This is a genomic window from Agrococcus phoenicis (assembly GCF_047302415.1).
In the GTDB taxonomy this organism is placed as follows: Bacteria; Actinomycetota; Actinomycetes; order Actinomycetales; family Microbacteriaceae; genus Agrococcus.
In genome coordinates this window covers 751126-777232 of the sequence record NZ_CP154854.1, presented here as the reverse complement: position 1 = coordinate 777232, position 26107 = coordinate 751126, and the positions used below count along the sequence as shown (strand labels likewise).

The following is a 26107-nucleotide window of genomic DNA, read 5'->3' as shown; positions in this document are numbered from 1 at the left end:
ATGCTTTGCATCACAAGGTATGCTGTCTCGCATGGGTGATGCTCCAGCGGGCTCCTCGGCAACGTCGCAGCTGCGCAAGGGCGTGTTGGGGCCCATCGTGCTCGCGCTGCTCGAGTCGCGCGAGCGCTACGGGCTCGAGATCGTGCGCGAGCTCCGTGCGCTCAGCCTCGTCGCGAGCGAGGGAACCGTCTACCCGCTCCTGACGCGCCTGCAGGACTCCGGCGCCGTCGAGAGCGCCTGGGTAATCTCCGACACCGAGCGCCCGCGCCGCTACTACCGGCTCACCGCCATCGGCCGCCAGGAGCTCGCGGCCTTCCGCACCGACTGGGCGGCGTTCTCGAGCGCCGTCGAGTCGATCCTGCACACGAGCGAAGGATGACCATGCACCAGCACCCATCGCTGCCCACGGAGGCGCAGCGCTACCTCGAGCAGCTCGAGCTCGAGGCGGCGGTGCTGCCGGAAGCGCGCAGGGCGCAGCTCGTCGGCCAGATCCGCGAGCACCTCCTCGACGCCCTGGACGACCGCGCCGAGCTCAAAGCCGTGATCGGCAGGCTCGGCGCCCCGCGAGAGCTCGTCGCGGAGGCGCAGCCCGGCGGGAGCACCGCACGCCCGCGGCCGTCGCGGTCACCGTGGCCCCTCGTGCTCGCGATCGCCGCCCTGGCGATCGGCGTGCTGCTGCTGCTCATCAGCGGCACGCTCTTCGCCCTGTCGGGTCGGGGCCGCTCGTTCGTGCTCGCCGTTCCGGGCGTCCTCGTCGCTGCTGGTGGCGCCGTGCTGCTCATCAGGCAGCGCCGCAGGAACCGAGAGGATCCCGCAGCGAGCGCGGCGGCACGGCGCGCCGTGCGCGGGCTCGTGATCGTCGGCCTCGCAGCGGGAGTCCTCCTGCTCGCGCTCGCGGGAGCGGTGTTCGTCATGACGGGCAGATGGCGCTCGATCCTGTTCGCGCTCCCAGGGGTGCTCCTCGCGGTCGGATGCGGCATCGCGCTGCTGCGAGGCGCGTCGCATGCGAGGCGAGCGGGCCTCGGCGAGCAGCGAGCGCTCCGCTAGCGCGCGAGCACCTCGCCCGCGCGGCCCGAGGCGCGCACCCACCCTCCGGCCTCGGTCACGCGCACCGGCGCATCGCCGAGGAACCGCATCGCGACGAGCGCCGCAGCGTGGCCAGCGGTCAGCCCGCTGGGGTCGACGGCGCGGGCCCAGACCGCGCGCTCGGCCCTGCGCCTGACCGCCTCGCCCGGGGAGCGCGGCAGTGAGGCCTCGACATCCGATGCCGCCTGCGTCGCGAGCTCGCGCACGCGCGCCGGCTCGACGTCGCCCGTGTGCGCCCAGCCGCCCTGCGGCGGAGAGACCGCCGCCCACGCGGGCCGCGCCACCGCATCCGGCACCTCGATGTCTGCGCCCTCGCGCAGCGCGTCGCGCAGCGGCGGCAGCGCCACGACGCCGTCGAAGCGAGCGGGCTCGCGCATGCGGGCAGCGCGCGCCACGAGCACCGTCGGGCCGGTGTCGAGCAGCCCGGCGGATGCGGTCATCGGGGTCGTGAGCAGCGCCACGGGCCCGTCGGCAGCCAGCCGCACGGTGCCGTCGCCGAAGACGGCAGCGCGGTCGAGCAGCAGGACGAGGTCGGCGCGGGCGCGCTCGTCGAGGGAGAGGATGGAGTGCATGCGATCTCTAGACTAGAGCGGCCCCCGTGGCCCGAGCTCCGTCGAGAGGACCGTCGTGACCGAGAGCATCCGCATCCTGCTGGAGACCCTGTCGCTCGTCGACACCGGTGCCCGCACCTCCGAGGACATCTTCACCGGCGCGAGCCACCCCATGCCCTACGGGAGGGTCTTCGGCGGGCAGGTCATGGCGCAGGCCGTCGTCGCGGCGCAGCGCACCGTCGAGGCCGACCGCGACATCCACTCGGTGCACGGGTACTTCGTGCGACCGGGCGACGTGGAGCAGCCGATCACGCTCTCCGTGGAGCGGATCCACGACGGCCGCTCCTTCTCCACACGGCGGGTGCAGGCCTACCAGCGGGGCGTGCCGATCATGTCGATGATCTCCTCCTTCCAGGATCTCGACGAAGGCCCCAGCTCGCAGCACCCGATGCCGCGGGGGCTGCCCTCGCCCGACGAGCTGCCGAGCTCTGAGGAGCTGCTCGCCGCCTATGCGGGCCATCCGCAGGCACGCGCTGTCATCGCGCGCCCCTTCGACATCCGCCACGTGGAGGGTCCGATCTACTTGCCCGACCCCGATCGCCCTCGCAACGGCAACCAGCACGTCTGGATCCGCGCGAAGGATCGCCTGCCCGACGACGACGCGCTGCACCGCGCGGCGCTCGCCTACCTCTCGGACTACGCGATGCTCGAGCCGATCGTGCGCATGCACGGCGCCGCCTGGACCACCCCTGGCCTGAAGGCCGCGAGCCTCGACCACGCGCTGTGGTGGCACCGGCCGGTGCGGGTGGACGAGTGGCTGCTGCTCGAGCTGGAGACGAGCTCGTCGGGCGGTGGGCGCGGGCTCGGCCGAGCCCACATCTATGCCGCCGACGGCACGCACGTCGCGACCGTCGCCCAGGAGGGCATGGTGCGGGTGCCGCAGGAGCACGCCTCGTGAGCGAGCGCCCGGCGAGCGTGCAGCCGATCGCGCCCGCCGCCGCCATGCGCGCGGTGCGCGATGCACTGCCGCTGCGCACCGAGCGCCTCGTGCTGCGCACGCTCGCCCCGACCGACATCGACGCGGTGCGCGCCTACCGGAACGCGCCCGGACAGCGGCGCTGGACCTACAGCCGCGATCAGACCGAGGCGGAGCTGATGGCGTGGACCGCCGGCGGCGCGCCCGTCTTCCTGCGGGACGGGGACGCCGTGCAGCTCGGCATCGAGCACGAGGGAGCGCTCGTCGGCGACATCATGGTGCGCATCACCAGCTTCGCGGCGCGCCAGGTCGAGCTCGGCTGGATGGTCGCGAGCGAGGCGCAGGGCAAGGGGTTCGCGACCGAGGCCGCCGCTGCTGCGCTGGAGCTCGCGCTCGCCATCGGCGCGCATCGCGTCTCGGCGCAGCTCGACGACGAGAACGTCGCGTCGCGCCGGGTCGCGGAGCGCATCGGCATGAGCGTCGAGGGGCGCTTCGTCGACGACGACATCAACCCCGCCACCGGCACCTTCGGCACGTCGCTGTTCATGGCGCTGCGCCGGACCGAGGGCTGACGCTGCAGCGTCGGCCCTCGGCCCGGCGAGCACGGCCCGCTGCGCGCGGGCGCGGCGGATGCCGGCGCTAGCTCTGCGGGAACCCCAGGTTCAGCCCGCCGTGGCTCGGGTCGAGCCATCGGCTCGTGACGACCTTCTCGCGGGTGTAGAACTCGAAGGCGTGCTTGCCGTAGGCCTTGCCCTGCCCGAAGATCGAGCGCTTCCAGCCGCCGAAGGAGTGGTAGCCGACCGGCACGGGGATCGGCACGTTGATGCCCACCATCCCCACCTGCACCTCGTTCTGGAAGCGGCGAGCCGCGCCGCCGTCGTTCGTGAAGATGGCGGTGCCGTTGCCGTAGGGGTTGGCGTTGATGAGCTCGAGGCCCTCCTCGTAGCTGGCGACGCGCACGATCGAGAGCACCGGGCCGAAGATCTCCTCCTTGTAGGCGGTGGAGTCGGTGGGCACGCGGTCGATCAGGGTCGGCTTCAGCCAGAAGCCGTTCGGGTCGCCGTCCACCTCCGGGTCGCGACCGTCGACGAGCACGGCGGCCCCGTCGTCCGCGGCGGTCTGGATGTAGCCGGCGACCTTGTCGCGGTGCTGGCCCGTGATCAGCGGACCCATGTCGTTGTCGCGCGTACCGTCTCCGGTGCGGATGCCACCCATCCGCTCTGCGATCTTCGCGGCCAGCTCGTCGGCGATCGCGTCGACCGCCACGACGACCGAGATCGCCATGCAGCGCTCGCCCGCTGAGCCGAAGCCAGCGTTGACCGCGGCATCGGCGGTCACGTCGAGGTCGGCGTCGGGCAGCACCAGCATGTGGTTCTTCGCACCGCCGAGCGCCTGCACGCGCTTGCCGTGCTGGGAGCCGGTCGTGTAGACGTACTCCGCGATGGGCGTCGACCCGACGAAGGAGATCGCCTCGACGTCGGGATGCGTCAGGAGCGTGTCGACCGCCTCCTTGTCGCCGTGGACGACGGTGAGCACGCCATCCGGCAGCCCCGCCTCCTGGAAGAGCTCAGCGATGAACACGGCAGCCGAGGGGTCCTTCTCGCTCGGCTTGATGACCACGGTGTTGCCGGCTGCCAGCGCGACGGGCGCGAACCAGAGCGGGATCATGGCGGGAAAGTTGAAGGGGCTGATGATGCCCACGACGCCGAGCGGCTGGCGCAGCGAGTAGACGTCGACGCCGGTGGAGGCGTTCTCGGAGTACTCGCCCTTCGTCAGCAGCGGGAACGCGGTCGCGAGCTCGGCGACCTCGATGCCGCGGGCGATCTCGCCCAGCGCGTCCGAGTGCACCTTCCCGTGCTCGCGCGTGACGATGGCGGCGAGCTCGTCCTTGCGCTGCACGATCAGCTCGCGGAAGCGGAACATGATCGACTGCCGCTTCGCGATCGAGAGGTCGCGCCAGCCGGGGAAGGCGGCCTTCGCGTGGGCGATCGCCTCGCTCACCTCATCGGCGCTCGCGAGCCCCACCTCCGAGACCACCGTGCCGAGCGCGGGGTTGTAGACCGGCGCGGTGCGGCCGGATCCCTCCCGGCGGGCCCCCGCGATCCAGTGCGGGATGGGGGTCGGGCTGGCGGACTGCTCGGTGGGTTCGACGACGGTGTCGGTCATGCGGAGCTCCTCGCTGAGGGGTGGCGTCATTGCTCCTCAAGCCTAGCCAGTGCGCGTGCGCGAGGGTCTACCGGTCGCCGCCGCGCCGGAACGCGATCGGCGCCTCGCGGAACGGCTCCCAGGCCGCGCGCTCCCCCGCCGTGAGCCGGCGCGGGGTGCCCGTCGAGGCATCCAGCATCACCACCGTCGTCTGCGCTCGTGCGTAGACCGTCGACTGGTCGGGCGAGAGCACCTCGTAGCAGACGTCCATCGACGCGCCGCCCATGCGGCCGATCCACATGTCCACCACGATCGGCTCGCGGTGGTGCGGGATCTGCGCCAGGTACTCCGCCTCCTGGCGCGCGATCACCGTCACGCTCGTCGCACCCGGGCCGGCGTCGATGATCGCGGTCGTCGGCGATCCCTCCGGCCCGCCGGCCCAGAACGCCGTGACGCGGGCCTCCTCGAGCAGGGTCAGCAGCGCCGCGTTGTTGACGTGCCCGTACGCGTCCAGATCCGACCAGCGGACCCGGACGGGCACCGGCAGGCGCATCAGTCCCTCGTGAGCTTGCGGTACGCGGAGCGGTGCGGCTTCGCGGCGTCGGGCCCGAGCCGGTCGATCTTGTTCTGCTCGTAGGACTCGAAGTTGCCCTCGAACCAGTACCACTGCGCCGGATCCTCGTCCGTGCCCTCGTAGGCGAGGATGTGCGTCGCGATGCGGTCGAGGAACCACCGGTCGTGCGTGATGACGACCGCGCAGCCGGGGAACTCGAGCAGCGCGTTCTCGAGGCTGCCGAGCGTCTCGATGTCGAGGTCGTTGGTGGGCTCGTCGAGGAGCAGCAGGTTGCCGCCCTCCTTGAGCGTCAGCGCCAGGTTGAGGCGGTTGCGCTCACCGCCGGAGAGGATGCCGGCGCGCTTCTGCTGGTCGGGGCCCTTGAAGCCGAACTGGCTGACGTAGGCCCGGGAGGGGATCTCGACGTTGCCGACCTGGATGTAGTCGAGCCCGTCGGAGACGACCTCCCACAGGTTCTTGTTCGGGTCGATGTTGGCGCGGCTCTGGTCGACGTAGCTCAGCTTGACCGTGTCGCCGATCTTCAGGTCTCCGCCGTCGAGCGGCTCGAGACCGACGATGGTCTTGAACAGCGTGGTCTTGCCGACGCCGTTCGGGCCGATCACCCCGACGATGCCGTTGCGCGGCAGCGTGAAGGTGAGGCCGTCGATGAGCGTGCGGTCGCCGAAGCCCTTCTCGATGCCCTTTGCCTCCAGCACGACCGAGCCGAGCCGCGGGCCCGGCGGGATCTGGATCTCCTCGAAGTCCAGCTTCCTGGTGCGCTCCGCCTCGGCTGCCATCTCCTCGTAGCGCGCCAGTCGCGCCTTGGACTTCGCCTGGCGTCCCTTCGAGTTCGAGCGCACCCAGTCGAGCTCCTCGGAGAGGCGCTTCGCGAGCTTCGCGTCCTTCTTGCCCTGGACCTGCAGCCGCTCGGCCTTCTTCTCGAGGTACGTCGAGTAGTTGCCCTCGTAGGGGTAGAGGCGGCCGCGGTCGACCTCGCAGATCCATCCCGCGACGTGGTCGAGGAAGTACCGGTCGTGCGTGACGGCCATGACCGCGCCGGGGTACTTCGCCAGGTGCTGCTCGAGCCAGAGCACGCTCTCGGCGTCGAGGTGGTTGGTGGGCTCGTCGAGCAGCAGCAGATCGGGCTTCTCGAGCAGCAGCTTGCACAGCGCCACGCGGCGGCGCTCACCGCCCGAGAGGTTCGTCACGGGCCAGTCGCCTGGCGGGCAGCGCAGCGCATCCATCGCCTGCTCGAGCTGAGAGTCGAGGTCCCACGCATCTGCTGCGTCGATCTCCTCCTGCAGCGTGCCCATCTCGGCCATGAGCGCGTCGAAGTCGGCGTCGGGGTTCGCCATCTCGGCGGAGATCTCGTTGAAGCGCTCGATCTTCGCGGTCAGGTGCCCGAAGGCGCCCTGCACGTTCTCCAGCACCGTCTTCGACTCGTCGAGCTCGGGCTCCTGCATCAGGATGCCGACGGAGTAGCCGGGCGAGAGCTTCGCGTCGCCGTTCGACGGGGTGTCGAGCCCAGCGATGATCTTCAGGATCGTCGACTTGCCCGCGCCGTTCGGCCCGACGACGCCGATCTTGGCGCCGGGGATGATCGCGGTCGTGACGTCGTCGAGGATCACCTTGTCGCCCACCGTCTTGCGGGCGCGGACCATCGAAAAAATGTACTCGGCCATGCCCTCAGTCTAGGGCGATCACGTCTCCGACGAGACACCGGTCGCCGCCGAGCGCTGCCGCGCGCACGGCCATGGGCTCGCCGTCCCCGACCTGGCCCACCAGGCACTCGCCACCGACGTGCACCGCGATCTCGAGGAACGTCACCGGAGCTCCCAGCGAATCGACCTCGCGCGTGCGCTCGATCGCCGAGCGCTCGAAGCCGGCGCCCTCGACCGCGGCGACGAGCGAGTCAGGATCGAGCGGCGTGTGCCCGACGAGCGAGGCTCGGAAGGCGTCGAGCTCGGGATCAGGCTGTGCCGCATCCCCCGGCTCGCCGGGGGCCGTCGTGGTCTGCGCCCCTGTCGCCCGGTCGTCCGCGTCGCCCGAGGGTTCGGGCTGCGGTGCGGTCGAGCAGCCGACGAGGACGAGCGATGCGAGCACTGCGAGTGCTGCGATCCGGCGCACGCGCCCTCCTTCACCGACCGACAGGGACGGCTCCAGCCTAGGTCCCGTATCCCGCCGACGCGCCCGAGCCGCTCGTGAGGGCGGTCGACCACGCGGGCTCGCCGTGCTCGTGCTGCTGGTCGCCGCGCTCGTGGGGCAGAGAGGCGGAGTCGGAGCTCTCGAGCGCCTTCTGCGTGCGCTGCCGCAGCGTCGGCCCGACCTTCAGCGAGTGCCCGACGTGGTCGGCCCGGATCCTCACGCTCGTGCCGCGCTTGTCGCCGGACTCCCACTGGTCGATCTTGAGCCTGCCGAGCACCATGACGAGGTCGCCCTTCTGCAGCGAGGTGCCCACGTGGTCGGCGAAGCCACCCCACGCCTCCACGGAGTACCAGTTGGTGTGCGCGTCGACCCAGCTGTCGCCGTCCTTGCGGCGGCTCGTGCAGGCCACGCGGAACTCGGCGACCCTGTCGCCGTTGATGGACTTCAGCGTCGGGTCAGCTCCCAGCTGCCCGACGACGGTGATTGCATCGTTCATGCCTCGGAGGATGCCGCGCCAGGCGGACGGCGGGCGCTGCGTCCCGCGCCCCCTGTGGAGAACCCGCCCCGCGGCCGGAGTGCGGCCGGAACCGCTCCTGCTCCGCCTCGTCACGGGAGGACACCGCGGAGAGCGCTGCGACGGCCCCGTCGCGTGTGGGTGGCCGGCCGTAGCGTCGCAGGTGCAGGACGACAGCACCGCTCTTCGAGGAGAGGAATGCGATGGCCATCATGACCACGGACCAGCGACGCGCCGCGCCCTCGGCGGCGCACGTGACGACCCGTCGCGTGCGCGACGACCTCTGGCGCGTGACCAGCGCCTCCGGCCTCGCCCTCGGCTACATCGCCCGCGCAGATGCGGCGAGCGGCTCCGCCTTCGAGGCGCGCAGGCTGCTGCCGGGCGGCACGACGATGCTGCCGATCGGCACCTTCTGGGCCCTCGAGGATGCCTTCGCGTGCTTCACCGGACCCTGATCCCGTGCGCCACGAACGCCGAGCGGGGCCGGGGCCCTCGCCCCGACCCCGCTCGTGCCGCCGTCAGCTCAGACGGTGGCGGGGGCCTGCTGGATCGCGGAGATCTCGATCTCGACGTCGATCTCGTCGGAGAGCATGACGCCGCCGGTCTCGATCGCGACGTTCCAGGTGATGCCGAAGTCGCTGCGCTTGATGCGCGTGCGAGCGGAGGCGCCGGCGCGGGTGTTGCCCCACGTGTCCGGGCCGATGCCGCCGAACTCCACGAGCATCGAGACGCGCTGCGTCACGCCACGGAGCGTCAGGTCGCCGTCGATGTACAGGTCGTCGCCCTCGGTGCGGGCACCGGTCGACACGAAGGTCCACTCCGGGTGCTCGTCGATCGCGAAGAAGTCGTTCGAGCGCAGGTGCGTGTCGCGGTCGGCGTTCTTGGTGTTGATCGTCGACGGGTCCACCGTCGCGGTGATCGTCGAGGCCTCGGGGTCCTCGCCGAGCACGATCGTGCCCTCGAGGCCCTCGATCTCGCCGCGCACCTTGGCGACCATCATGTGGCGCACCGAGAAGGTGACGTTCGAGTGCGAGCCGTCGATGACGTAGGTGCCGGGCTGGTAGCCGGGGATGTTCTGCAGCATGGGGAAGGGCCTTTCGGGTCCGTCGGAAGTCGTTCGGAATTGAACAACCCCGCGCGGTCGGCCGGCATTCCCGATCGCTCGAGAAAACTTCTCCGCCGTCACTCCCCGTGGAGCAGGTGCTTGCCCTCGGCCCTGTTCAGCCGCATCCGTCGCACGACCCAGATCACCAGCACCGCGATCACCGCAGCGATGACGAGCCACTGCAGCCACTCCATGTAGGGCTCGATGATGTGGAAGTTCAACCCGAGCGTGAAGCCGATCATGATGAAGATCGTGTTCCAGATCGCCGAGCCGAGCGTCGTGAGGCCCAGGAACAGCAGGACCGGCATCTTCTCGATGCCCGCGGGGATGGAGATCAAGCTGCGGAAGATCGGCAGGAAGCGGCCGAAGAGCACCGTCTTCCAGCCGTGCTTCGCGAACCACGCGGTCGTCTTGTCGATGTCGCTCGCGCGCACGAGCGGCATCTTGCGAGCGATCGCCGCGAGCCGCTCGTGGCCGAGCAGCCGGCCCAGCAGGTAGAGCGCGAGCGCACCGACGACGGAGCCGACCGTCGTCCAGATGATCGCCTCGGCGATCGTGAAGCTGCCCTGCGAGGCCGCGAAGCCCGCGAGCGGCAGGATGATCTCGCTCGGGATCGGCGGGAAGAGGTTCTCCGCCGCGATGGCGACCGCCGCGCCCGGTGCCCCGATCGCGTCCATCAGCCCGACCGCCCACCCGGCGACGCCGGTGAGCTCGTCGGTCGCGGCGGCGGTCTGCGTCAGGGTCTCAAGCACCGGCCCAGCCTATGCTCGACGGGTCCGAGAGGCTCTCCAGGTAGTCGTCGTGCCAGGAACCACCTCGTCGCGTCATCGTCGCGATCCCATGGCAGTTCCGGCACCGCACCTCGCACTTCTCGATCTCTGCTCGGATCACGACCAGGGCTCGCCCTCTTCGCACCATGCTGCCGACGCTGGCGACCTTGACGCCCCGCACGTGATCGAACTCGAGCACCCGGATGTCGCTGCGGCCGCAGTCGACGCAGCCCTTGGAGAACTCGGTCATGACTGCGTCGAGCGCTTGCCTGCGGCGAGCCTTGCTGATGCGCCGCACGTTCGCCTTGTGCCGGCCAGCGTTCTCTCGGTAGTGCGCCTTCTGGCACGCACGACAGTACGAGTGCCTGCCGTCCTTGTTGCGCGAGCTCCTGTTGAACTCGTCGACCGGTTGCTCGGTCCGACACCGCGCACAGAGCTTCATGTGCGGAAGCTAGCCCGGAGCACTGACATCCTGCGCGAACGCGCCCCCGGCGGGAGTCGAACCCGCGACAAAAGGATTAGAAGGCCTCTGCTCTATCCGCTGAGCTACGGGGGCCCGGCCAATCTACCGGTTCGACGCTCGGGCCCGCCGCAGCGGGATCGCTCTCGGTCGCCTGGCGGACCGAACTCTGCGAGGCACGATGCCGCCACGTCGTCGCGTGTCACCGATCCGCGTCGTGGCAGGCTGAGGCCATGAGCGGCGCACTCCTGTTCGACATGGACGGCACCCTGATCGACTCGGAGTCGATCTGGCACGACGAGATGCGCGACTTCGCGCGGCAGCACCGCATCGACTGGACCGCGGCCGATGCGCACTGGACCACAGGGCGCCCGATGGCCGAGTGGGCCGGTCGGATGCGCGACAGGGGCGCGCAGGTCTCGAGCGACACGATCATCGCGACCGTCGCGGCGGCCGTCGCCGATCGCGTGCGGCACGACGTGCCGTGGCTGCCCGGCAGCCTCGCCCTCCTCGAGCGCGTCGCCGCCGACGGGATCCCCGCTGCGCTCGTGACGAACGCGACGCGCGTGAACGCGCAGGCGCTCCTCGACGCTGCACCCGTCGGTGCGCTGCGGTTCGCCATCACGCGCGACGACGTGGCGCGCGACAAGCCCGACCCCGAGCCCTACGCGAGCGCGATCGCGCGCCTGGGTGCCGACGCATCCGCCTGCGTCGCCTTCGAGGACTCGCGCTCGGGCGCCCGCTCGGTCACGGCCGCGGGCGCGCGGCTGTGGTTCCTCACCACGCAGCTGGTCGAGGCGCCGGAGCCCGCAGAGCGCACCATCGGCACCTTGGCCGACGTCGACGCCCAGCAGCTGTTCGCCGCCCTCGCCCGAGCCGGTGCGTAGACTCGCCCCGTGGCTGTGAGTGATCGGATCGTCTGGATCGACTGCGAGATGACGGGCCTCGACCCCACGGTCGACGAGCTGGTCGAGATCGCCGTCGTCGTCACCGACTTCGAGCTCGAGGTGCTCGATGCGGGGCTGCAGATCGTGATCAAGCCCTCGGACGCCGCGCTCGCGCAGATGGGCGACTTCGTGCGGCAGATGCACGCCGCGAGCGGCCTCGACCTCGAGCTGGCCGACGGCATGAGCCTGGCAGAGGCCGAGCTCGAGGTGCTGGAGTACGTGCAGCGCTTCGTGCCGCTCGAGCGCTCGGCACCGCTCGGGGGCAACACCATCGGCACCGATCGCATGTTCCTGGCGCGCTACATGCCGGCGCTCGACGGCTTCCTGCACTACCGCTCGATCGACGTGTCGAGCATCAAGGAGCTCTCGCGCCGCTGGTTCCCGCGCGCCTACTTCCAGGCACCGGCGAAGGCCGGCGGTCACCGGGCCCTCGCCGACATCCTCGAGTCGGTCCGGGAGCTGCGCTACTACCGGCAGGCGGTGTTCACGGATGCGCCGGGTCGCGCGAGCGAGGAGCTCCAGCAGATCTCGGCGCGCGTCGTCGAGGGATTCGGGGCGCAGCTACCAGACTGACGCCCGATGCGGCGTTCGGTCGCGCCATGTCGTATACTGTTCTGGTTGCGCTTCGAGCGCACATGGTGGGTATAGCTCAGTTGGTAGAGCGCCGCCTTGTGGTGGCGGATGTCGCGGGTTCAAGTCCCGTTACTCACCCAGGAGAAGGCCCGGAGGATCACCTCCGGGCCTTCGCTCGTGCTGCGACGGTGCCGCAGCGGCGCTCAGCCGGAGTCGGGCTCCGCGCCATCGCCGCTCGTGCGGCGGATGCGGATGGGTCCGCGCGCGAGCGCGGGATCGGTCGGCTCACCGCGCTGGGTCACGACGACCTCGCCGCGCGCGACCAGTCGGGCAGCGGCGGCGCGCGCGTCGTCCATCAGCGGGCGCCAGACCGCGGGATCCTCGCCTGCCACACGACGAGCGGCGTCGCTCGGGCAGATCGTCGCCCCATCGCGGCGGGCGGCGAGCAGTTCGAGGATCGCTGCCTCCATCGCTGCCCCGGCCTCGGCATCCCCCTCGCCCTCCTGCGACTCCCCCGCCATGGCGCTCATCCCTCGGGCGGGAGCACGACGCCGATCGGCTCGCGCTTCTCTGCCTGGAACCGGTCCTCGGTGCGGCCCTGCGCCCAGTAGCCCGAGAGCGACACCTGCGCGCGCTGGAGGCCGCGCCGCGTGAACAGCTCCTCGCGCATCGCCTTCATCGACTCGCGCTCGCCGTGCACGAAGGCGTGGACACGACCCTCGGGCCACTCGAGGGCCGCGACCGTCTGGGCCAGCAGGCCGATCGTCTCCGCTCGCGGCTCGCCGCGGTGCAGCCAGCGCAGCTCGACGCCGGCGGGCGCGTCGATCGCGACCTCCTCGGAGGCGTCGCGCACCTCGACGACGGCGATGCCCCGGGCATCCGCCGACAGGGACTCGATCGCGCGCGCGATGGCCGGCAGCGCCGACTCGTCGCCGGCGAACAGGTGCCAGTCGGCGCTCTCATCCGGGGCGTAGGCGCCGCCGGGCCCGTGGAGCGCGATCGTGTCGCCGGGCCGGGCACTCGCAGCCCACGGGCCGGCGAGGCCCTCGTCGCCGTGGACGACGAAGTCCAGCGAGATCGCGTCGCCGTGCACCTCGCGGACGGAGTACGTGCGCGTCACCGGACGATCCTCGGGGGCGAGCGTCTCGCGGAGCGCCGCGAGGTCGTAGGGCGGCTGCAGACCGAGCGCTGGCTCGACGAAGATGAGCTTCACGTAGGCGTCCGTGCAGTCGTTGGGCACGAAGGTCGAGAAGCCGGGGCCGCCGAGGCGCACGCGCACCATGCTCGGCGCGATCCGCTCGCTCGCCAGCACCTCCAGCACGTGCTGCGGGCGGGGCGGGCGCTGGGGTCGAGGGTCGGTAGCCATGTGCGCTCGACGCTATCACCGGGTGAGGCTTGCCTCACTTCGACGCCGACGACCCGCGTGCGGGAGGATGGAGGGGTGGAGATGCGGCACGACGACTTCGAGCAGCTGGTGACCTCGGTGCTCGACGAGCTGCCCGACGAGATGGTCGAGGGGCTCGAGAACGTCGTCTTCCTGGTCGAGGACCAGCATCCTGACGAGGATCTGCTCGGCCTGTACGAGGGCGTCGCGATCACGGAGCGCGGGAGCTACGGCTTCGGTGAGCTGCCCGACCGCATCATGGTCTACCGCCTGCCGCACGTCGAGACCGCCCGGACGCTGGACGAGCTGCGCGGCGAGGTGCGCACGACGCTCGTGCACGAGATCGCCCACTTCTACGGCATCGACGACGAGAAGCTGCACCGCCTCGGCTGGGCCTGAGGGCGCCGCGGCGCGCAGCCGCGCCCTACGCGGCGCCCACGGCCTCCTGCTCGGCGAAGGTCGCCGTGTCGATGACGAAGCGGAACCGCACGTCGCCCGCGACCACGCGGTCGTAGGCCTCGTCGACCTCCGTCACGCCGATCCTCTCGATCACCGCGCCGATGCCATGCGCGGCGCAGAAGTCGAGCATCTCCTGCGTCTGCCGGATGCCGCCGATGTTCGAGCCCGCGAGCACCTTGCCGCCGCCGATCAGCGAGCCGATCCTCAGGGACTGCGCCTCCGGCGGCAGGCCGACGTTCACCATGGCGCCGTGCGGCTTCAGCAGCCGCAGGTGGCGGTCGAGGTCGAGGTCTGCGCTCACCGTGTTCAGGATCACGTCGAAGGTGCCGCGCAGCTCGGCATCCCAGTCCTCCTCGCCGGTGGCGATCGTGCGAGTCGCGCCGAGCTCGGCTGCGAGCGCCTCCTTCGCGCGCGAGCGCGAGAGCACCGTCACCTCTGCGCCCTTGGCGGCCGCGAGCTGCACGCCCATGTGACCGAGGCCGCCGAGGCCGATGACCGCGACCCGCGTGCCCTCGCCCACGCCCCAGCGGTCGATCGGCGCGTAGAGCGTGATGCCTGCGCAGAGCAGCGGCGCGGCGACGTCGAGCTCGATGCCCTCGGGGATCGAGAGGACGAAGCGCTCGTCGACGACGATCGTCTCGGCGTACCCGCCCTGCGTCACGGTGCCGTCGCGGTCGACGGAGGCGTAGGTGCCGACCTGCCCGTTCAGGCAGTCCTGCTCCTGGTCGGCCAGGCACTGCTCGCACTCGCCGCACGAGTCGACCATGCACCCCACGCCCACCCGGTCGCCGACCGCGTGCCGCGTGACCGCGTCGCCGACGGCCTCGACGATGCCGGCGATCTCGTGACCGACGGTGAGCGGGAACGGCGCGCTCCCCCACTCGTCGCGGATCGTGTGGATGTCGCTGTGGCAGATGCCGGCCGCCTTGATCGCGATGACCACGTCGTTCGGGCGCGGATCGCGGCGCTCGATCTCGGCGACGCGATAGGGCTGGTCCGCTGCGGTCTTCTGCAGCGCCTTGGTCAGGATCGGCACGGTGCCCCCTCGAGCTCTCGCGGCACCGGTGCGATGCCGTCCGCAAGCCTACGGGCTGCGCCCGAGCAGCACCCCTCAGCCGGTCGTGCGCACCTCGTCGGCGAGCGCTGCGGGTGCGTTCGCGAGGATGTGCGCGTCCTCCTGCTCGCGCCACAGCTGCCACCACGAGTCGTCGCCGTCGCGCTCGAACGCTCGCGTGCGCCGCACCGCCTCGGGCGCCGCGAGCCAGATCGCGCGGTCGGCGTGCCGCCGCGTCTCGATCGTCAGCGAACCGCAGCCCTCGACGATGAGGCGCTCGCCCGGCACCGCGGACTCCTCAGCGCCCCAGTCGCCCGCAGCCCAGTCCCACCGCCGCCAGGTGGGCCGCTCACCCGCGGCGAGAGGACCGAGGATGCCGCGCTCGAGCAGGCGCGAGCCCGTCGCCAGGCCGTGCCACCCGGCGTAGAGGTCGTCCATGTGGATGACGCGTCCGCCGCCCGCCGCCGACAGCTGCGCTGCGAGCCGGGTCTTGCCGGATCCGGAGCGACCATCGACGATCGTGATCACCACGTGCCCTGCCAGACGGGCCGGAACGACCCGGTCGCGAGCGACGCGCCGATCGCGAGCGCGGTGACGGCGAGCACGAGCAGGAGCAGGACGAGATCGGCTCTGCCGACGGTCGAGGGTCTCGCCCAGGTGCGCTCGGGGCCGCCGAAGCCGCGCGCCTCCATGGCCGTCGCGAGCGTGCCGCCGCGCCGGAGCGCGACGACCAGCAGCGCGAACGCCGACTGCAGCGCGCGCCGGATGGCCCCCGCATCACCGAGCCCACGCGCGCGACGGGCGAGGGAGATCTGGCGCCAGTCCTCCCCCAGCACGCTGCACAGCCGCACGCCCGCGAGCGCCGCGAGCACGAAGCGGTGTGGCAGCCGGGCCACCTGCGCCAGGCCGTCGGCGAGCCGCGTGGGGTCGACGCCGACGAGCGCGACGAGCACCGGCATGCCGATGGCGAGCACGCGCACCACGATCGCGAGCGCGAGCTCGATGGACTGGTCGCTGATGATCGCGACCCAGACCTGCGCGTGGATGCGCCCGCCGGGCTCCGCGTAGAGCAGCATGCTCACCCCGGACAGCGGCGCGGCGATGAGCAGCGGCCACGTGCGCCGCAGCACGGTTCGCGGCCCGATGCCGAGCGCGGCGAGCACGAGCAGCCAGGCGCCGAGCGCGACCGCCGCGGAGACGAGGTCGATGGTCAGCAGCATCGGGATCGAGTAGACGACGGCCGCGACGAACGGCGTGACCGGGTTCACGCGGTCGAGGGCGGAGCCGCGCTCTGCGGTGCGGGTCATGCTGCGCCCAGCCGCAGCGTGCGATCGCCGAGCACGCGCACGACGTCGGCGTCATGCGTCACCGCCACCACCGCGCAGCCCTGCACGTCGACGAGCGAGGCGATCAGCCGCACGAGCTCCTGCCAGGTGCGGCGATCCTGGCCGAAGGTCGGCTCGTCGAGCACCATCACCCGGGGGGCGGGCGCCAGCACCGTCGCGACCGAGAGCCGCCGCTGCTCGCCGCCCGAGAGCGTGAAGGGATTGGCGTCGGCGAGCGCGTCGAGGCGCAGCGCGGCCAGCAGTCCGTCGACGCGCCGCTGGACGTCGGCAGGCGGCTGCCCCAGAGCCCGGAGGCCCGCGGCGACCTCGTCGCGCACGCGCGCGGCCACGAACTGGTGCTCGGGGTGCTGGAAGACCGTGCCGATGCGCGTCGCGAGCTGCCGCGGCCGCCACCGGATCGGCGCCGCCTCGCGCACGGGCCAATCCCGCGACGCGCGGCCGAGCGCGCCCGGCGCGTGCGCATCGGCATCCCGCAGCACCTCCGTCGCCCGCACGCGCCCGTCGACCGCAGGCATCAAGCCGGCGAGCGTCAGCGCGAGCGTCGACTTCCCGGCGCCGTTCGGTCCCGTGATCACGAGCGCCTGGCCCGCGCGGATCTCGTCCGAGACCGCCTGGTGGACGGGCACGCCGCCCCGACCGGAGCGCAGCCCCTCCAGCTCGAGCAGCGCCGGCCCCGGCCGCTGCTCGCCGCGCGCGACCTCCACCGGGAGCCCCGGGACCCAGACGCCGTCGTCGGCGAGCTGCCGCCGGTGCGCGCCGAGCACGCTCGAGGGCGAGCCGTCCGCCACTGCCCCGCCGCCCGGGGCGAGCACGATCACGCGGTCGACGACGGGCAGCCAGGTCTCGACGCGGTGCTCGACGACGACGAGCGTCGCGCCGGTCTGCGCGGCGACGCGCGCCACCGCATCCCGCACCTCGACGACCCCGTCAGGATCGAGGTTCGCCGTCGGCTCGTCCAGCAGGATCAGCCCCGGGCGCATCGCGATCACGCCGGCGAGCGCCAGGCGCTGGCGCTGACCGCCGGACAGCGCCGCGGTCGAGCGATCGAGCGCGAGGTCGAGCCCGACGGCGTCGAGCGCCGCGTGCACCCGCTGCCAGATCTCGTCGCGCGGCACCGCGAGGTTCTCGCAGCCGAAGGCGACGTCGTCGCCGACGCGCGACATGATCGTGTTCGCCTGCGGATCCTGCAGCATGAGTCCCGCGAGGCCGCGGCGGCTGGCCGGGTGCGCGCCGTCGACGGTCAGCTCGCCCGATTCTTCCCCCTCCTCGTCGCCGCCGAGCACGCCCGCGAGGGCTGCGAGCAGGGTCGACTTGCCCGCGCCGGAGGGCCCGAGCAGCAGCACCCGCTCGCCGGGCTCGACATCGAGGTCGAGCCCGGCGAGCGCCGGCGCGCTGCGACCGGCGTGGTGCCAGCCCCAGTGGCGCGCGCGGATGCGCGATCCGGTCACGCGCGCCGCGACCGTCCCGACGCGAAGCGGTCGAGCACGCCGGTGGCCGCGAGCGCGCGCGTCAGCAGCCAGCCCAGTAGGCCCGCGAGGATGGCGCCGGAGACGACGAGGCAGCCGAGGTAGATCGCCAGGAACTCGCCGCTCAGCGCGAGGTTGCCGGAGGTGAACAGCTCGAGGATCCAGGCTGCGACGGCAGCGCCGACACCTGCGAGCATCGCGACGATCGGCCCGAAGCGGCGGTAGGCGAAGAGCAGGAAGACCAGCTCGGCGCCGAGCCCCTGCGCGATCCCGGAGTACACCGTCTCGATCGCCCACTGGCTGCCGAGCAGCATGGAGACGGTCGCGGCGAGCAGCTCGACGAAGAGCGCCGCACCGGGCTTGCGGATGATGAGCCCGCCGAGCACGCCGCCGATGAGCCAGATGCCCACGGCGAGCCCGCCGAAGCCCGGGGTCAGCGCATCCATCGCGCCGAACCAGGCGCCGCCGACGCCGTTCCAGAGCACGAACAGGAGGCCGGTGGCGACGCCGAGCACAGCGGCGACGACGATGTCGACGACCCGCCAGCGGCTGGTGCGCGGGGTGCGCGCGGTGGATGGGGTGGGTGCAGTGGTTGCAGACATGCTGTGCCTTTCACGTGGATGTGATGGCACGGGTGAAGGTGTCTCCCTGCGCTGGCATGATCCAGATCAGGTGTGACGGTCGAAGACTGCGGTCTTCCTCTCAGCCCGGCGCACCGGACTCCCGTGTCGCGCACCAGTCTAGTCGAGCGATGCGCGGTGCCGCTCGTCTGCCCCGCGATCCGGCCGCGGGGCAGCGCGGTCATAGGCTGGTGCGGTGCAGCAGATCCATTCGTTCGTCGCGGTCGGCGACAGCTTCACGGAGGGCGTCGGCGACGAGCTGCCCGACGGCTCGGTGCGCGGATGGGCCGACTTCGTCGCCGCAGGGCTCGCGACGTCGCAGGGCCACCCGGTGCGCTACGCCAATCTCGCGATCCGCGGCCGCAAGCTCGCGGGCATCCTGCACGAGCAGCTCGACGCCGCCATCGCGCTGCGACCGGACGCGATCTCCATCAACGGCGGCGGCAACGACATCCTGCGACCGCGCGTCTCGATCGACCACGTCGGTGCGCGCCTGGCGGGTGCCGCGCGCCGCATCGCGGCCGAGGGCATCCGCCCGATCCTGCTCTCGGGCGGCAACCCGAGCGCGGTGATGCCGATCGGCGCGGTCATGCAGCGGCGGGGCGACGCGCTCTCGCGCGCCTTCCGCGCGCACGTCGGCGATCTCGACGCGCCCTACGTCGACAACTGGGCCGACCCCGAGCTGCGCAGCCCCCGCTTCTGGTCGGTCGACCGGCTCCACCTCAACGCGGCCGGACACGCGCACGTGGCGCGCAACGTGCTGCGCGCGCTCGGCCACGAGGCGCCGGAGAGCTGGCGCGACCTGACGGGCGTGACGACCGCGGAGGGCAGGCGCGACCTGCAGTACTACCGCGAGTTCGTGCTGCCGTGGCTCGGCCGGCGCTTCACTGGCCGGTCCTCGGGCGACGGGCGCGACCCGAAGCTGAGCGCGTTCACCGAGGTGGGGCCGGTCGGGTAGCTGGTCTCGTGACGCGTCGCGCTGCGCGCGGCGCTCCTCGACCGACAGCTGCGTCGCGCTGCGCGCGGCGCTCCTCGACCGACAGCGCGCCTACGGCGCGGTCACGAAGTCGATCAGCTCCTCGACGCGGCCCAGCAGCTCCGGCTCCAGGTCGTTCCAGTCGCGCACGCGCGAGCGGATCCGCTGCCACGCCCGGCCGACGTCCTCCTGGCTCTCGTGCGGCATGCCGAGCCTGCGCAACGTGCCGCGCTTCCAGTCCTCGCCCATCGGCACATCCGGCCACCCGGCGATGCCGAGCCGCGCCGGCTTGATCGACTGCCAGATGTCGATGTACGGATGCCCGACGATGCGCACGTGCGCACCGTGCGGACCGCTCGTGACGGCCGCCGCGATGCGGGACTCCTTGGAGCCCGGCACGAGGTGGTCGAGCAGGATGCCGAGCCGGCGCTGCCGCGTGGGAGCGAAGTCGGCGACGATCGCCGCGAGGTCGTCGGCGCCGTGCAGCGGCTCGACGACGACGCCCTCGACGCGCAGGTCGTGGCCCCACACCTGCTCGACGAGCTCCGCGTCGTGCACGCCCTCGACGAGGATGCGGCTCGGCAGCGCGACGCGCGCCCGCAGCCCCTCGACCGCGCGAGAGCCGGAGGCGGTGCGCGTCGGCCCTGCCTGCTTCGCGGCAGCCGGCACGAGCTCGACCTCCACGCCGTCGACGAAGAACCCCCGGCCGAGCGGGAACGCGCGCACCGCGCCGCGGCGATCCTCGAGGTGCACGCTGCCCGCCTCGACGCGCACGACCGCGCCGACGTAGCCGTCGTGGCGCTCGACGACGAGCTCGCGCTCCGCCGGCACGCGCTTCGGGGGCACGGGGGCCCTGGCTGCCTTCGCCTCCGCGGAGAGCACGTCGCCGCCCCAGCTGTCCCAGTCGTTCCGCACCGGACGATCGTACGGATCGGGCCCGTCGCAGCCCGGCTGCAACGCCGAGGACGCCTCGCAGCGCCTGGGTCAGCCCCGCAGCTGCGCGATCGCGCGGAGCGCGTGGACGTCGCCCTGCACCAGGATGCGCGTCACGACCGACTCGTCCCAGCGCGCGAGCCCGTCGCGCACCCGCTCGACCGGCCCGACGAGCCCGATCTCGTCGATGAGTCGCATCGGCACCGCGGCGATCGCCTCGGCCTTGCGACCGGCGAGGTAGTGCTCCTGGATCTCGAGGCACTCCGCCTCGAACCCGAGTCGCGCGACGGCGTCGAAGTGGAAGTTCGCGCCCTTCGCGCCCATGCCGCCCACGTAGAGCGCGATCATCGGGCGCAGGCGGTCGGCCGCGACCTCCACGTCGTCGTCGACGACGATCGGCACCGGCACCGACACCTCGAACCCGTCGGGGCTCGGCAGCGCCGCGTCGCGCTTCGCGAAGCCCTCGGCGAGCAGCGCCCGCGCGTCGGCGTCCTTGGCGGGCGAGAAGAGGAAGGGCAGCCAGCCGTCGGCGATCTCGGCCGCGAGCGCCGTGTTGCGCGGCCCCTCGGCGGCGAGGTGGATGGGGATGTGCTCGCGCAGCGGGTGCAGCGTCGACAGCAGCGGCTTGCCGAGCCCCGTGGTGCCCTCGCCCGTGCGCGGGAGCGGCAGCTGCGGACCTGCCGCCTCGACCGGCGCCCGCCGGGCCATGATGCTGCGCAGGATCGCGACGTACTCGCGCGTGCGCGCGAGCGGCTTCGGGAACGGCTGCCCGTACCAGCCCTCGACGACCTGCGGGCCGCTGATGCCGAGCCCCAGCACCACGCGCCCGCCGGAGAGGTGGTCGAGCGTCATCGCCGTCATCGCGGTGGAGGCCGGCGTGCGCGCCGAGAGCTGCGCGATGCCGGTGGCGAGCTTGATGGTCGACGTCGCCGCGCCCCACCACGCCAGCGGTGTGAACGCATCCGAGCCGTAGGCCTCTGCCGTCCACACGGAGTCGAAGCCGAGGCGCTCGGCCTCCTGCACCGCCTCGAGCGCACCGGCGGGAGGGCCGGCCTTCCAGTAGCCGAGCATGTAGCCGTAGTCCATGGCCCGATCGTGGCACCTCCATGGCTGCTGCGCGCGCGGATTGTCGGCGATCCACCACACAGGCGCGATGGGGCGTGGGCTCCTTAGGCTGGCCGCATGGACTTCCGCATCTTCACCGAGCCCCAGCAGGGCGCCTCCTACGATGAGCTGCTCGCGATCGCGCTGCGCGCGGAGCAGCTCGGCTTCGACGGCTTCTTCCGCTCCGACCACTACCTGCGCATGGGCGACGGCGATCCCGGCTACGGGCCCACCGATGCGTGGACCTCGCTGGCAGGCCTGGCGCGCGACACGCAGTCGATCCGGCTGGGCACGCTCGTCTCCTCCGTCACCTACCGGCTGCCGGGCATCCTCGCCGTGCAGGTGGCGAACGTCGATGCGATGTCCGGCGGGCGCATCGAGCTCGGCCTCGGCACCGGCTGGTTCGAGGACGAGCACCGCGCCTTCGGCATCCCCTTCCCCGAGCGCCGCTTCGACCTGCTCGAGGAGCAGCTGGCGATCGTCACGGGGCTGTGGGAGACGCCCGCGGGCGCGCGCTTCTCCTACGCCGGCGACCACTACGCGCTGGACGACTCCCCCGCCCTGCCGAAGCCGGTGCAGGCGCGGATCCCGGTGATCGTCGGTGGCCTCGGTGCGAAGCGCACTCCGCGGCTCGCAGCCGAGTTCGCCGACGAGCACAACCTCTCCTTCCCCGCCTTCGACCGCATCCGCCCGCTCTTCTCGGCGCTCGACGAGGCCATCGAGCGCGCGGAGCGGACCCGGCCGGTCGTGCGCTCGGTCGCCCTCGTGGCGTGCGTCGGCGACGACGAGGCCACCTTCGCGCGACGCGCCGCGTCGATCGGGCGCGAGCCCGCAGAGCTGCGCGAGCACGGCATCGCCGGCAGCCGCGCCGAGGTCGAGGATCGACTGGGCGCGCTCGAGGCGGACGGCGTCGAGCGGGTCTACCTGCAGACGCTGGACATGACCGACCTCGAGCACATCGACGAGATCGCGTCGTTCACGGGCGTGCGGGCGACCGACTGAGCAGGGAGGAGCCGGCGATCGCGTGCCTTCGCGACGCCCGCCGGGCACGCAGAAGGGCCGCCCTCACGGGCGGCCCTTCCTTGGCTGCTGCCGAACGTCAGGCGTTCGTGCGGCCGCGGTTCTTGGTGATCAGACCCCAGATCAGCAGCACGACGAGCGAGCCGCCGATGGCGAGGAGCCAGGTCTGGATCGAGAAGAAGTCCTCGAGCGGAGCGTTGAACAGCACCGATCCGAGGAAGCCTCCGAGCAGAGCGCCGACGACGCCCAGGATCAGCGTGACGATCCAGCCGCCGCCCTGCTTGCCGGGGAGGATCAGCTTGGCGATGGCCCCCGCGAGGAGGCCGAGGACGATCCAACCGAGAATGCCCATGTGTGTGGTCCCTTCTCATACGCAGCGGTGCAAGGGTGCGATCCCGCCGAGCCCCCGCGGTGGCGGAGGCCGACACCAAGCCTACGCAGACTCATGGGAGATTCCTGGGAGTCGCCGATTCAGCTCCCGGCGCGCTCGAGCACAATCTCCCGCACGCGTGCCGCGTCCGCCTGCCCGCGCATCGCCTTCATGACGGCGCCGATCACGGCCCCTGCCGCCTGCACCTTGCCGTCGCGGATCTTCGCGAGCACGTCGGGCTGCGCGGCGAGCGCCTCGTCCACGGCGGCCACCAGCGCCGAGTCGTCCGTCACGACCTGCAGTCCGCGGGCCTCGGCGACCGCCGCGGGGCTGCCCTCGCCGGCCATCACGCCCTCGAGCGCCTGCCGCGCGAGCCGGTCGGTCAGCGTGCCCTCGTCGATCAGGCGCTGCAGCTCGGCCACGTGCGCGGGCTCGACGAGCGTCGCCGCCTCGACGCCGCGCTCGTTCGCCACCCGCGCGATCTCCCCCGTCCACCACTTGCGCGCCGACTGGGGCGTGGCTCCGGCGGCGACCGTCGCGTCGACGAGGTGCAGCATGTCGCCGTTCACGACGTCCTGGAACTCGAGGTCGGTGAAGCCCCACTCCGCCTTCAGGCGACGGCGGCGCGCGACGGGCTGCTCGGGCAGCTGGGCGCGCAGCTCCTCGACGAGCTCGCGGCTGGGTGCCACCGGCAGCAGGTCGGGCTCGGGGAAGTAGCGGTAGTCGTCGGCATCCGACTTCGGGCGGCCAGGGCTGGTGGCCCCGGTGTCCTCGTGCCAGTGGCGCGTCTCCTGCGTGATCGTGCCGCCGTCGGCGAGGATCGCCGCCTGCCGCTGGATCTCGTAGCGCACGGCGCGCTCGACCGATCGCATGGAGTTGACGTTCTTCGTCTCCGTGCGGGTGCCGAGCTGCTCCTGACCGCGCGGGCGCAGCGACACGTTGGCGTCGCAGCGCAGGTTGCCGCGCTCCATCCGCGCCTCGGAGATGCCGAGCGACAGCACGATGTCGCGGATCGCAGCGACGTAGGCCTTCGCGACCTCTGGTGCATCGTGCTCGGCGCCGAAGATCGGCTTCGTCACGATCTCGACGAGCGGGACGCCGGCGCGGTTGTAGTCGACGAGCGAGTACTCGGCGCCCTGGATGCGGCCGGTGGAGCCGCCGACGTGCGTGAGCTTGCCCGCGTCCTCCTCCATGTGCGCCCGCTCGATGGGCACGGTGATCTGCCGTCCGCTCGCGAGCTCGATCTCGACCTCGCCCTCGAAGGCGATGGGCTCGTCGTACTGCGAGATCTGGTAGTTCTTCGGCACGTCGGGATAGAAGTAGTTCTTGCGCGCGAAGCGGCACGACTCCGCGATCTCGCAGCCCAGCGCCAGTCCGAGCGAGACGGAGTAGCGCACCGCGAGCTCGTTCGTCACCGGGAGGCTGCCTGGCAGCCCCAGGCTCAGCGGATCGATGAGCGTGTTCGGCTCCACGTCGTGGAAGTCGGGGTGCGCCGGGTTCGGCGCCGCCGAGAACATCTTGGTCCTGGTGCCGAGCTCGACGTGCACCTCGAAGCCGAGGACGGGCTCGAACAGCTCGAGCGCCTTGTCGAAGTCCATCAGCTTGGCCTTCATCGTGCTGCTCCCGTCGTCTGGGTCCCGGCATGTCCGAGGTCGCGCCCTGATGGGCCCCCGGAGGCGGCGTCTCGGAGCGCTGGAGCCTTGGTCGTCAGGATGCCGCCCCAGCGCTCCGACAGGAGCGCCTCGATGGTCGCGCCGGCGCGGTAGAGCCGCGCATCCTCGAACATCGGCGCGAGCACCTGCAGGCCGACGGGCATGCCGTCGTCGCCGAGCCCCATCGGGAGCCCCATGCCCGGGATGCCGGCGAGGTTCGCCGGGATGGTGGTGATGTCGTTGACGTACATCGCCAGCGGATCGTCGATCTTCTCGCCGATCCGGAAGGCGGTCGTCGGGGCCGCGGGACTGATCAGCAGGTCGACCCGCTCGAACGCCGCGTCGAAGTCGCGCTGGATGAGCGTGCGCACCTGCTGCGCGGAGCCGTAGTAGGCGTCGTAGTAGCCGGCGGAGAGCGCGTAGGTGCCGAGGATGATGCGGCGCTTCACCTCGGGGCCGAGCCCCGCCTCGCGACTGGCCGCCATGACGTCCTCGACGGTCTGGCCCTGCTGCTCGAGCCGGAGGCCGAAGCGCACCGAGTCGAAGCGGGCCAGGTTGGACGATGCCTCGGCGGGGAGGATCAGGTAGTACGCGGCGACCGCGTACTCGAACGACGGGCACGAGACCTCGACGACGTCGGCTCCGGCCTCCGTCAGCACCGCCACCGTCTCCCGGAAGCGCGCCTGCACGTCGCTCGCGATGCCCCCGGCATCGAGCTCCTTGACCACGCCGACGGTGAGACCGGCGAGACTGCCGCTCGCGGCGCCCTCGCGGGCAGCCGCCGCGAACGACGGCCACTCGCGGTCGAGGCTCGTCGAGTCGTTGCCGTCGAACCCGCCGATGACGTCGTGGACGAGCGCCGAGTCGAGCACCGTGCGCGTGACGGGGCCCACCTGGTCGAGGCTCGAGGCCAGCGCGATCGCGCCGTAGCGGCTCACGCCGCCGTAGGTGGGCTTGACGCCGACCGTTCCCGTGACGGCAGCGGGCTGGCGGATCGAGCCGCCGGTGTCGCTGCCGAGGGCGAACGGCGCCTCGAAGGCCGCGACGGCTGCCGCTGAGCCGCCGCCGGAGCCGCCCGGGATGCGGTCGGTGTCCCAGGGGTTGCGCGTGGGGCCGTACGCCGAGTGCTCGGTGCTCGAGCCCATCGCGAACTCATCCATGTTGGTCTTGCCGAGCGCCACCATGCCCGCCTGCTTCAGGCGCGCGACGACGGTCGCGTCGTAGGGCGGGATCCACCCTTCGAGCATCTTGGAGCCCGAGGTGGAGGGCATGCCGACAGTGCACAGCACATCCTTGATCGCGACCGGAGCGCCGGCGAGCTCGTGCAGCTGCTCCCCCGACGCGCGGCGCGCGTCGATCGCGGCAGCCTGCTCGAGCGCACCGGCGTTCACGTGCAGGAAGGCGTGGATCTCGCCGTCGACCGCGGCGATGCGGTCGAGGTGCGCTTGCGTCGCCTCGACGCTCGACACCGCACCGGAGGAGAGGAGCCCGGCCAGCTCGTGGCCGGTGACGCGGGTGAGATCGCTCATCACTGCTCCTCACCGAGGATCGCGGAGACGCGGAAGCGCTCGCCGTCGTGGCTCGGGGCGCCCGCGAAGGCCTGCTCGTGCGTGAGCGTCTCGCCCACCACGTCGGCGCGCAGCACGTTGGCCATCGGCACCGGGTGGCTCGTCGCGGGGACGTCGTCGCCGGCGACCTCGCGGACGGTGGCGATGGCGTCGACGATCTGCGACAGCTCGGTCGTCAGGCTCGCGACCTCCTCGTCGGTGAGCGCGATGCGAGCGAGACCAGCGAGGTGCTGGACCTGCTCGCGGGTGATGTCGGACACGTGGGGTCTCCTCGAATCAGGGGGCGGGCGATCGTGCTGTCGAGCTCGTGCGGCTTCCGGGATCGCTCGG

The 26107-nt window shown here is 72.1% G+C and carries 32 protein-coding genes, 2 tRNA genes and 1 riboswitch; of the genes, 11 read left to right on the top strand and 23 right to left on the bottom strand.

Going from position 1 to position 26107, the window contains the following annotated elements:
- The first annotated feature begins 31 nt into the window (after positions 1-31).
- Positions 32-379, top strand: a complete 348-nt coding sequence (locus AA0Z99_RS03775; RefSeq protein WP_413319597.1) for a PadR family transcriptional regulator — start codon at positions 32-34, stop codon at positions 377-379.
- Between the two features lie 2 nt (positions 380-381).
- A complete protein-coding gene (locus AA0Z99_RS03770; RefSeq protein WP_413319595.1) occupies positions 382-1047 on the top strand; it encodes an HAAS signaling domain-containing protein in 666 nt (221 codons plus the stop codon).
- On the opposite strand, the gene AA0Z99_RS03765 is transcribed toward AA0Z99_RS03770, so the two are convergent.
- Entirely contained in the window at positions 1044-1658 is a 615-nt protein-coding gene (locus AA0Z99_RS03765) for a hypothetical protein (protein WP_413319593.1), read from the bottom strand. The two genes, AA0Z99_RS03770 and AA0Z99_RS03765, sit on opposite strands and share 4 nt — an antisense overlap.
- 55 nt (positions 1659-1713) lie before the next feature.
- On the opposite strand from AA0Z99_RS03765, the gene AA0Z99_RS03760 reads away from it, so the two are divergent.
- Entirely contained in the window at positions 1714-2595 is an 882-nt protein-coding gene (locus AA0Z99_RS03760; protein ID WP_413319591.1) for an acyl-CoA thioesterase, read from the top strand.
- Complete coding sequence (locus AA0Z99_RS03755; RefSeq protein WP_413319589.1) at positions 2592-3185, top strand: GNAT family N-acetyltransferase; 594 nt, start codon at positions 2592-2594, stop codon at positions 3183-3185. Before AA0Z99_RS03760 ends, AA0Z99_RS03755 begins: the two co-directional genes overlap by 4 nt.
- Before the next feature lie 67 nt (positions 3186-3252).
- On the opposite strand, the gene AA0Z99_RS03750 is transcribed toward AA0Z99_RS03755, so the two are convergent.
- The 5 genes from AA0Z99_RS03750 to AA0Z99_RS03730 all read right to left on the bottom strand — a co-directional run bounded on the left by AA0Z99_RS03750 (position 3253) and on the right by AA0Z99_RS03730 (position 7952).
- Positions 3253-4779 (bottom strand): CoA-acylating methylmalonate-semialdehyde dehydrogenase, encoded by a 1527-nt coding sequence (locus AA0Z99_RS03750; RefSeq protein ID WP_413319587.1) that lies wholly within the window; start codon positions 4777-4779, stop codon positions 3253-3255.
- Between the two features lie 67 nt (positions 4780-4846).
- Positions 4847-5311, bottom strand: a complete 465-nt coding sequence (locus tag AA0Z99_RS03745; RefSeq protein ID WP_413319585.1) for an acyl-CoA thioesterase — start codon at positions 5309-5311, stop codon at positions 4847-4849.
- Positions 5311-6993 carry an energy-dependent translational throttle protein EttA gene (ettA, locus tag AA0Z99_RS03740; protein WP_413319583.1) on the bottom strand — a complete coding sequence of 561 codons (1683 nt, stop codon included), beginning with the start codon at positions 6991-6993 and terminating at the stop codon, positions 5311-5313. The genes AA0Z99_RS03745 and ettA overlap by 1 nt, the downstream gene beginning before the upstream one ends.
- Before the next feature lie 4 nt (positions 6994-6997).
- Entirely contained in the window at positions 6998-7438 is a 441-nt protein-coding gene (locus AA0Z99_RS03735; protein WP_413319581.1) for a DUF6993 domain-containing protein, read from the bottom strand.
- Between the two features lie 37 nt (positions 7439-7475).
- On the bottom strand, positions 7476-7952 hold the full coding sequence (locus AA0Z99_RS03730) for a single-stranded DNA-binding protein (RefSeq protein WP_413319579.1): 477 nt from the start codon (positions 7950-7952) through the stop codon (positions 7476-7478).
- A 221-nt stretch (positions 7953-8173) separates the two neighbouring features.
- Here AA0Z99_RS03730 and AA0Z99_RS03725 point away from each other — a divergent pair, with 221 nt between their 5' ends.
- On the top strand, positions 8174-8425 hold the full coding sequence (locus AA0Z99_RS03725) for a hypothetical protein (RefSeq protein ID WP_413319577.1): 252 nt from the start codon (positions 8174-8176) through the stop codon (positions 8423-8425).
- A gap of 68 nt (positions 8426-8493) precedes the next feature.
- On the opposite strand, the gene AA0Z99_RS03720 is transcribed toward AA0Z99_RS03725, so the two are convergent.
- The 4 genes from AA0Z99_RS03720 to AA0Z99_RS03705 all read right to left on the bottom strand — a co-directional run bounded on the left by AA0Z99_RS03720 (position 8494) and on the right by AA0Z99_RS03705 (position 10401).
- Entirely contained in the window at positions 8494-9054 is a 561-nt protein-coding gene (locus AA0Z99_RS03720) for a YceI family protein (RefSeq protein WP_413319575.1), read from the bottom strand.
- Between the two features lie 98 nt (positions 9055-9152).
- Entirely contained in the window at positions 9153-9827 is a 675-nt protein-coding gene (locus AA0Z99_RS03715; RefSeq protein ID WP_413319573.1) for a DedA family protein, read from the bottom strand.
- Entirely contained in the window at positions 9820-10095 is a 276-nt protein-coding gene (locus tag AA0Z99_RS03710; RefSeq protein ID WP_413319571.1) for a hypothetical protein, read from the bottom strand. The genes AA0Z99_RS03715 and AA0Z99_RS03710 overlap by 8 nt, the downstream gene beginning before the upstream one ends.
- Positions 10096-10328: 233 nt before the next feature.
- Positions 10329-10401, bottom strand: a tRNA-Arg gene (locus tag AA0Z99_RS03705).
- A 137-nt stretch (positions 10402-10538) separates the two neighbouring features.
- Here AA0Z99_RS03705 and AA0Z99_RS03700 point away from each other — a divergent pair.
- The 3 genes from AA0Z99_RS03700 (at position 10539) to AA0Z99_RS03690 (ending at position 11963) form a co-directional block, all read left to right on the top strand.
- Positions 10539-11192 (top strand): HAD family hydrolase, encoded by a 654-nt coding sequence (locus tag AA0Z99_RS03700; RefSeq protein ID WP_413319569.1) that lies wholly within the window; start codon positions 10539-10541, stop codon positions 11190-11192.
- Between the two features lie 48 nt (positions 11193-11240).
- The gene (gene orn / locus AA0Z99_RS03695) at positions 11241-11825 is read left to right on the top strand and encodes an oligoribonuclease (protein WP_413320748.1); all 585 of its coding nucleotides are present in this window, start codon (positions 11241-11243) and stop codon (positions 11823-11825) included.
- 65 nt (positions 11826-11890) lie between these two features.
- Positions 11891-11963: transfer RNA gene (locus tag AA0Z99_RS03690), tRNA-His, on the top strand.
- Between the two features lie 65 nt (positions 11964-12028).
- Here the strand turns inward: AA0Z99_RS03690 and AA0Z99_RS03685 are convergent.
- Positions 12029-12346, bottom strand: a complete 318-nt coding sequence (locus AA0Z99_RS03685) for a DUF3253 domain-containing protein (protein ID WP_413319567.1) — start codon at positions 12344-12346, stop codon at positions 12029-12031.
- Between the two features lie 5 nt (positions 12347-12351).
- Positions 12352-13191, bottom strand: coding sequence for a siderophore-interacting protein (locus AA0Z99_RS03680; protein ID WP_413319565.1), 840 nt, complete (start codon positions 13189-13191; stop codon positions 12352-12354).
- An 81-nt stretch (positions 13192-13272) separates the two neighbouring features.
- On the opposite strand from AA0Z99_RS03680, the gene AA0Z99_RS03675 reads away from it, so the two are divergent.
- Entirely contained in the window at positions 13273-13608 is a 336-nt protein-coding gene (locus tag AA0Z99_RS03675; RefSeq protein WP_413320746.1) for a metallopeptidase family protein, read from the top strand.
- A gap of 25 nt (positions 13609-13633) precedes the next feature.
- Here the strand turns inward: AA0Z99_RS03675 and AA0Z99_RS03670 are convergent, their stop codons facing one another.
- The 5 genes from AA0Z99_RS03670 to AA0Z99_RS03650 form a co-directional block, all read right to left on the bottom strand.
- Positions 13634-14704 (bottom strand): NAD(P)-dependent alcohol dehydrogenase, encoded by a 1071-nt coding sequence (locus AA0Z99_RS03670; protein ID WP_413319563.1) that lies wholly within the window; start codon positions 14702-14704, stop codon positions 13634-13636.
- 75 nt (positions 14705-14779) lie between these two features.
- Complete coding sequence (locus AA0Z99_RS03665; protein WP_413319561.1) at positions 14780-15253, bottom strand: hypothetical protein; 474 nt, start codon at positions 15251-15253, stop codon at positions 14780-14782.
- Positions 15247-16029, bottom strand: coding sequence for an energy-coupling factor transporter transmembrane component T family protein (locus AA0Z99_RS03660; RefSeq protein ID WP_413319559.1), 783 nt, complete (start codon positions 16027-16029; stop codon positions 15247-15249). Before AA0Z99_RS03660 ends, AA0Z99_RS03665 begins: the two co-directional genes overlap by 7 nt.
- Complete coding sequence (locus AA0Z99_RS03655) at positions 16026-17516, bottom strand: ABC transporter ATP-binding protein (RefSeq protein ID WP_413319557.1); 1491 nt, start codon at positions 17514-17516, stop codon at positions 16026-16028. Before AA0Z99_RS03655 ends, AA0Z99_RS03660 begins: the two co-directional genes overlap by 4 nt.
- Positions 17513-18136 (bottom strand): ECF transporter S component, encoded by a 624-nt coding sequence (locus AA0Z99_RS03650; protein WP_413319555.1) that lies wholly within the window; start codon positions 18134-18136, stop codon positions 17513-17515. Before AA0Z99_RS03650 ends, AA0Z99_RS03655 begins: the two co-directional genes overlap by 4 nt.
- 26 nt (positions 18137-18162) lie before the next feature.
- Positions 18163-18271: riboswitch (TPP riboswitch) on the bottom strand.
- Positions 18272-18350: 79 nt separating this feature from the next.
- Between AA0Z99_RS03650 and AA0Z99_RS03645 the strand changes: the two genes are divergently transcribed.
- A complete protein-coding gene (locus tag AA0Z99_RS03645; protein WP_413319553.1) occupies positions 18351-19112 on the top strand; it encodes an SGNH/GDSL hydrolase family protein in 762 nt (253 codons plus the stop codon).
- Positions 19113-19202: 90 nt separating this feature from the next.
- Here AA0Z99_RS03645 and AA0Z99_RS03640 read toward each other — a convergent pair whose 3' ends face one another.
- Positions 19203-20045, bottom strand: a complete 843-nt coding sequence (locus AA0Z99_RS03640; RefSeq protein WP_413319551.1) for a DUF3097 domain-containing protein — start codon at positions 20043-20045, stop codon at positions 19203-19205.
- A gap of 69 nt (positions 20046-20114) precedes the next feature.
- Positions 20115-21149, bottom strand: a complete 1035-nt coding sequence (locus AA0Z99_RS03635) for an LLM class F420-dependent oxidoreductase (protein ID WP_413319549.1) — start codon at positions 21147-21149, stop codon at positions 20115-20117.
- Positions 21150-21245: 96 nt separating this feature from the next.
- Here AA0Z99_RS03635 and AA0Z99_RS03630 point away from each other — a divergent pair, with 96 nt between their 5' ends.
- Complete coding sequence (locus tag AA0Z99_RS03630) at positions 21246-22169, top strand: TIGR03560 family F420-dependent LLM class oxidoreductase (protein ID WP_413319547.1); 924 nt, start codon at positions 21246-21248, stop codon at positions 22167-22169.
- Positions 22170-22266: 97 nt separating this feature from the next.
- Here AA0Z99_RS03630 and AA0Z99_RS03625 read toward each other — a convergent pair whose 3' ends face one another.
- The 4 genes from AA0Z99_RS03625 to gatC all read right to left on the bottom strand — a co-directional run bounded on the left by AA0Z99_RS03625 (position 22267) and on the right by gatC (position 26037).
- Complete coding sequence (locus tag AA0Z99_RS03625; protein ID WP_413319545.1) at positions 22267-22539, bottom strand: GlsB/YeaQ/YmgE family stress response membrane protein; 273 nt, start codon at positions 22537-22539, stop codon at positions 22267-22269.
- A 119-nt stretch (positions 22540-22658) separates the two neighbouring features.
- A complete protein-coding gene (gatB, locus tag AA0Z99_RS03620) occupies positions 22659-24170 on the bottom strand; it encodes an Asp-tRNA(Asn)/Glu-tRNA(Gln) amidotransferase subunit GatB (RefSeq protein WP_413319543.1) in 1512 nt (503 codons plus the stop codon).
- The gene (gene gatA / locus AA0Z99_RS03615; protein WP_413319541.1) at positions 24167-25738 is read right to left on the bottom strand and encodes an Asp-tRNA(Asn)/Glu-tRNA(Gln) amidotransferase subunit GatA; all 1572 of its coding nucleotides are present in this window, start codon (positions 25736-25738) and stop codon (positions 24167-24169) included. Before gatA ends, gatB begins: the two co-directional genes overlap by 4 nt.
- Entirely contained in the window at positions 25738-26037 is a 300-nt protein-coding gene (gene gatC, locus AA0Z99_RS03610; RefSeq protein ID WP_413319539.1) for an Asp-tRNA(Asn)/Glu-tRNA(Gln) amidotransferase subunit GatC, read from the bottom strand. Before gatC ends, gatA begins: the two co-directional genes overlap by 1 nt.
- Positions 26038-26107: the final 70 nt, after the last annotated feature.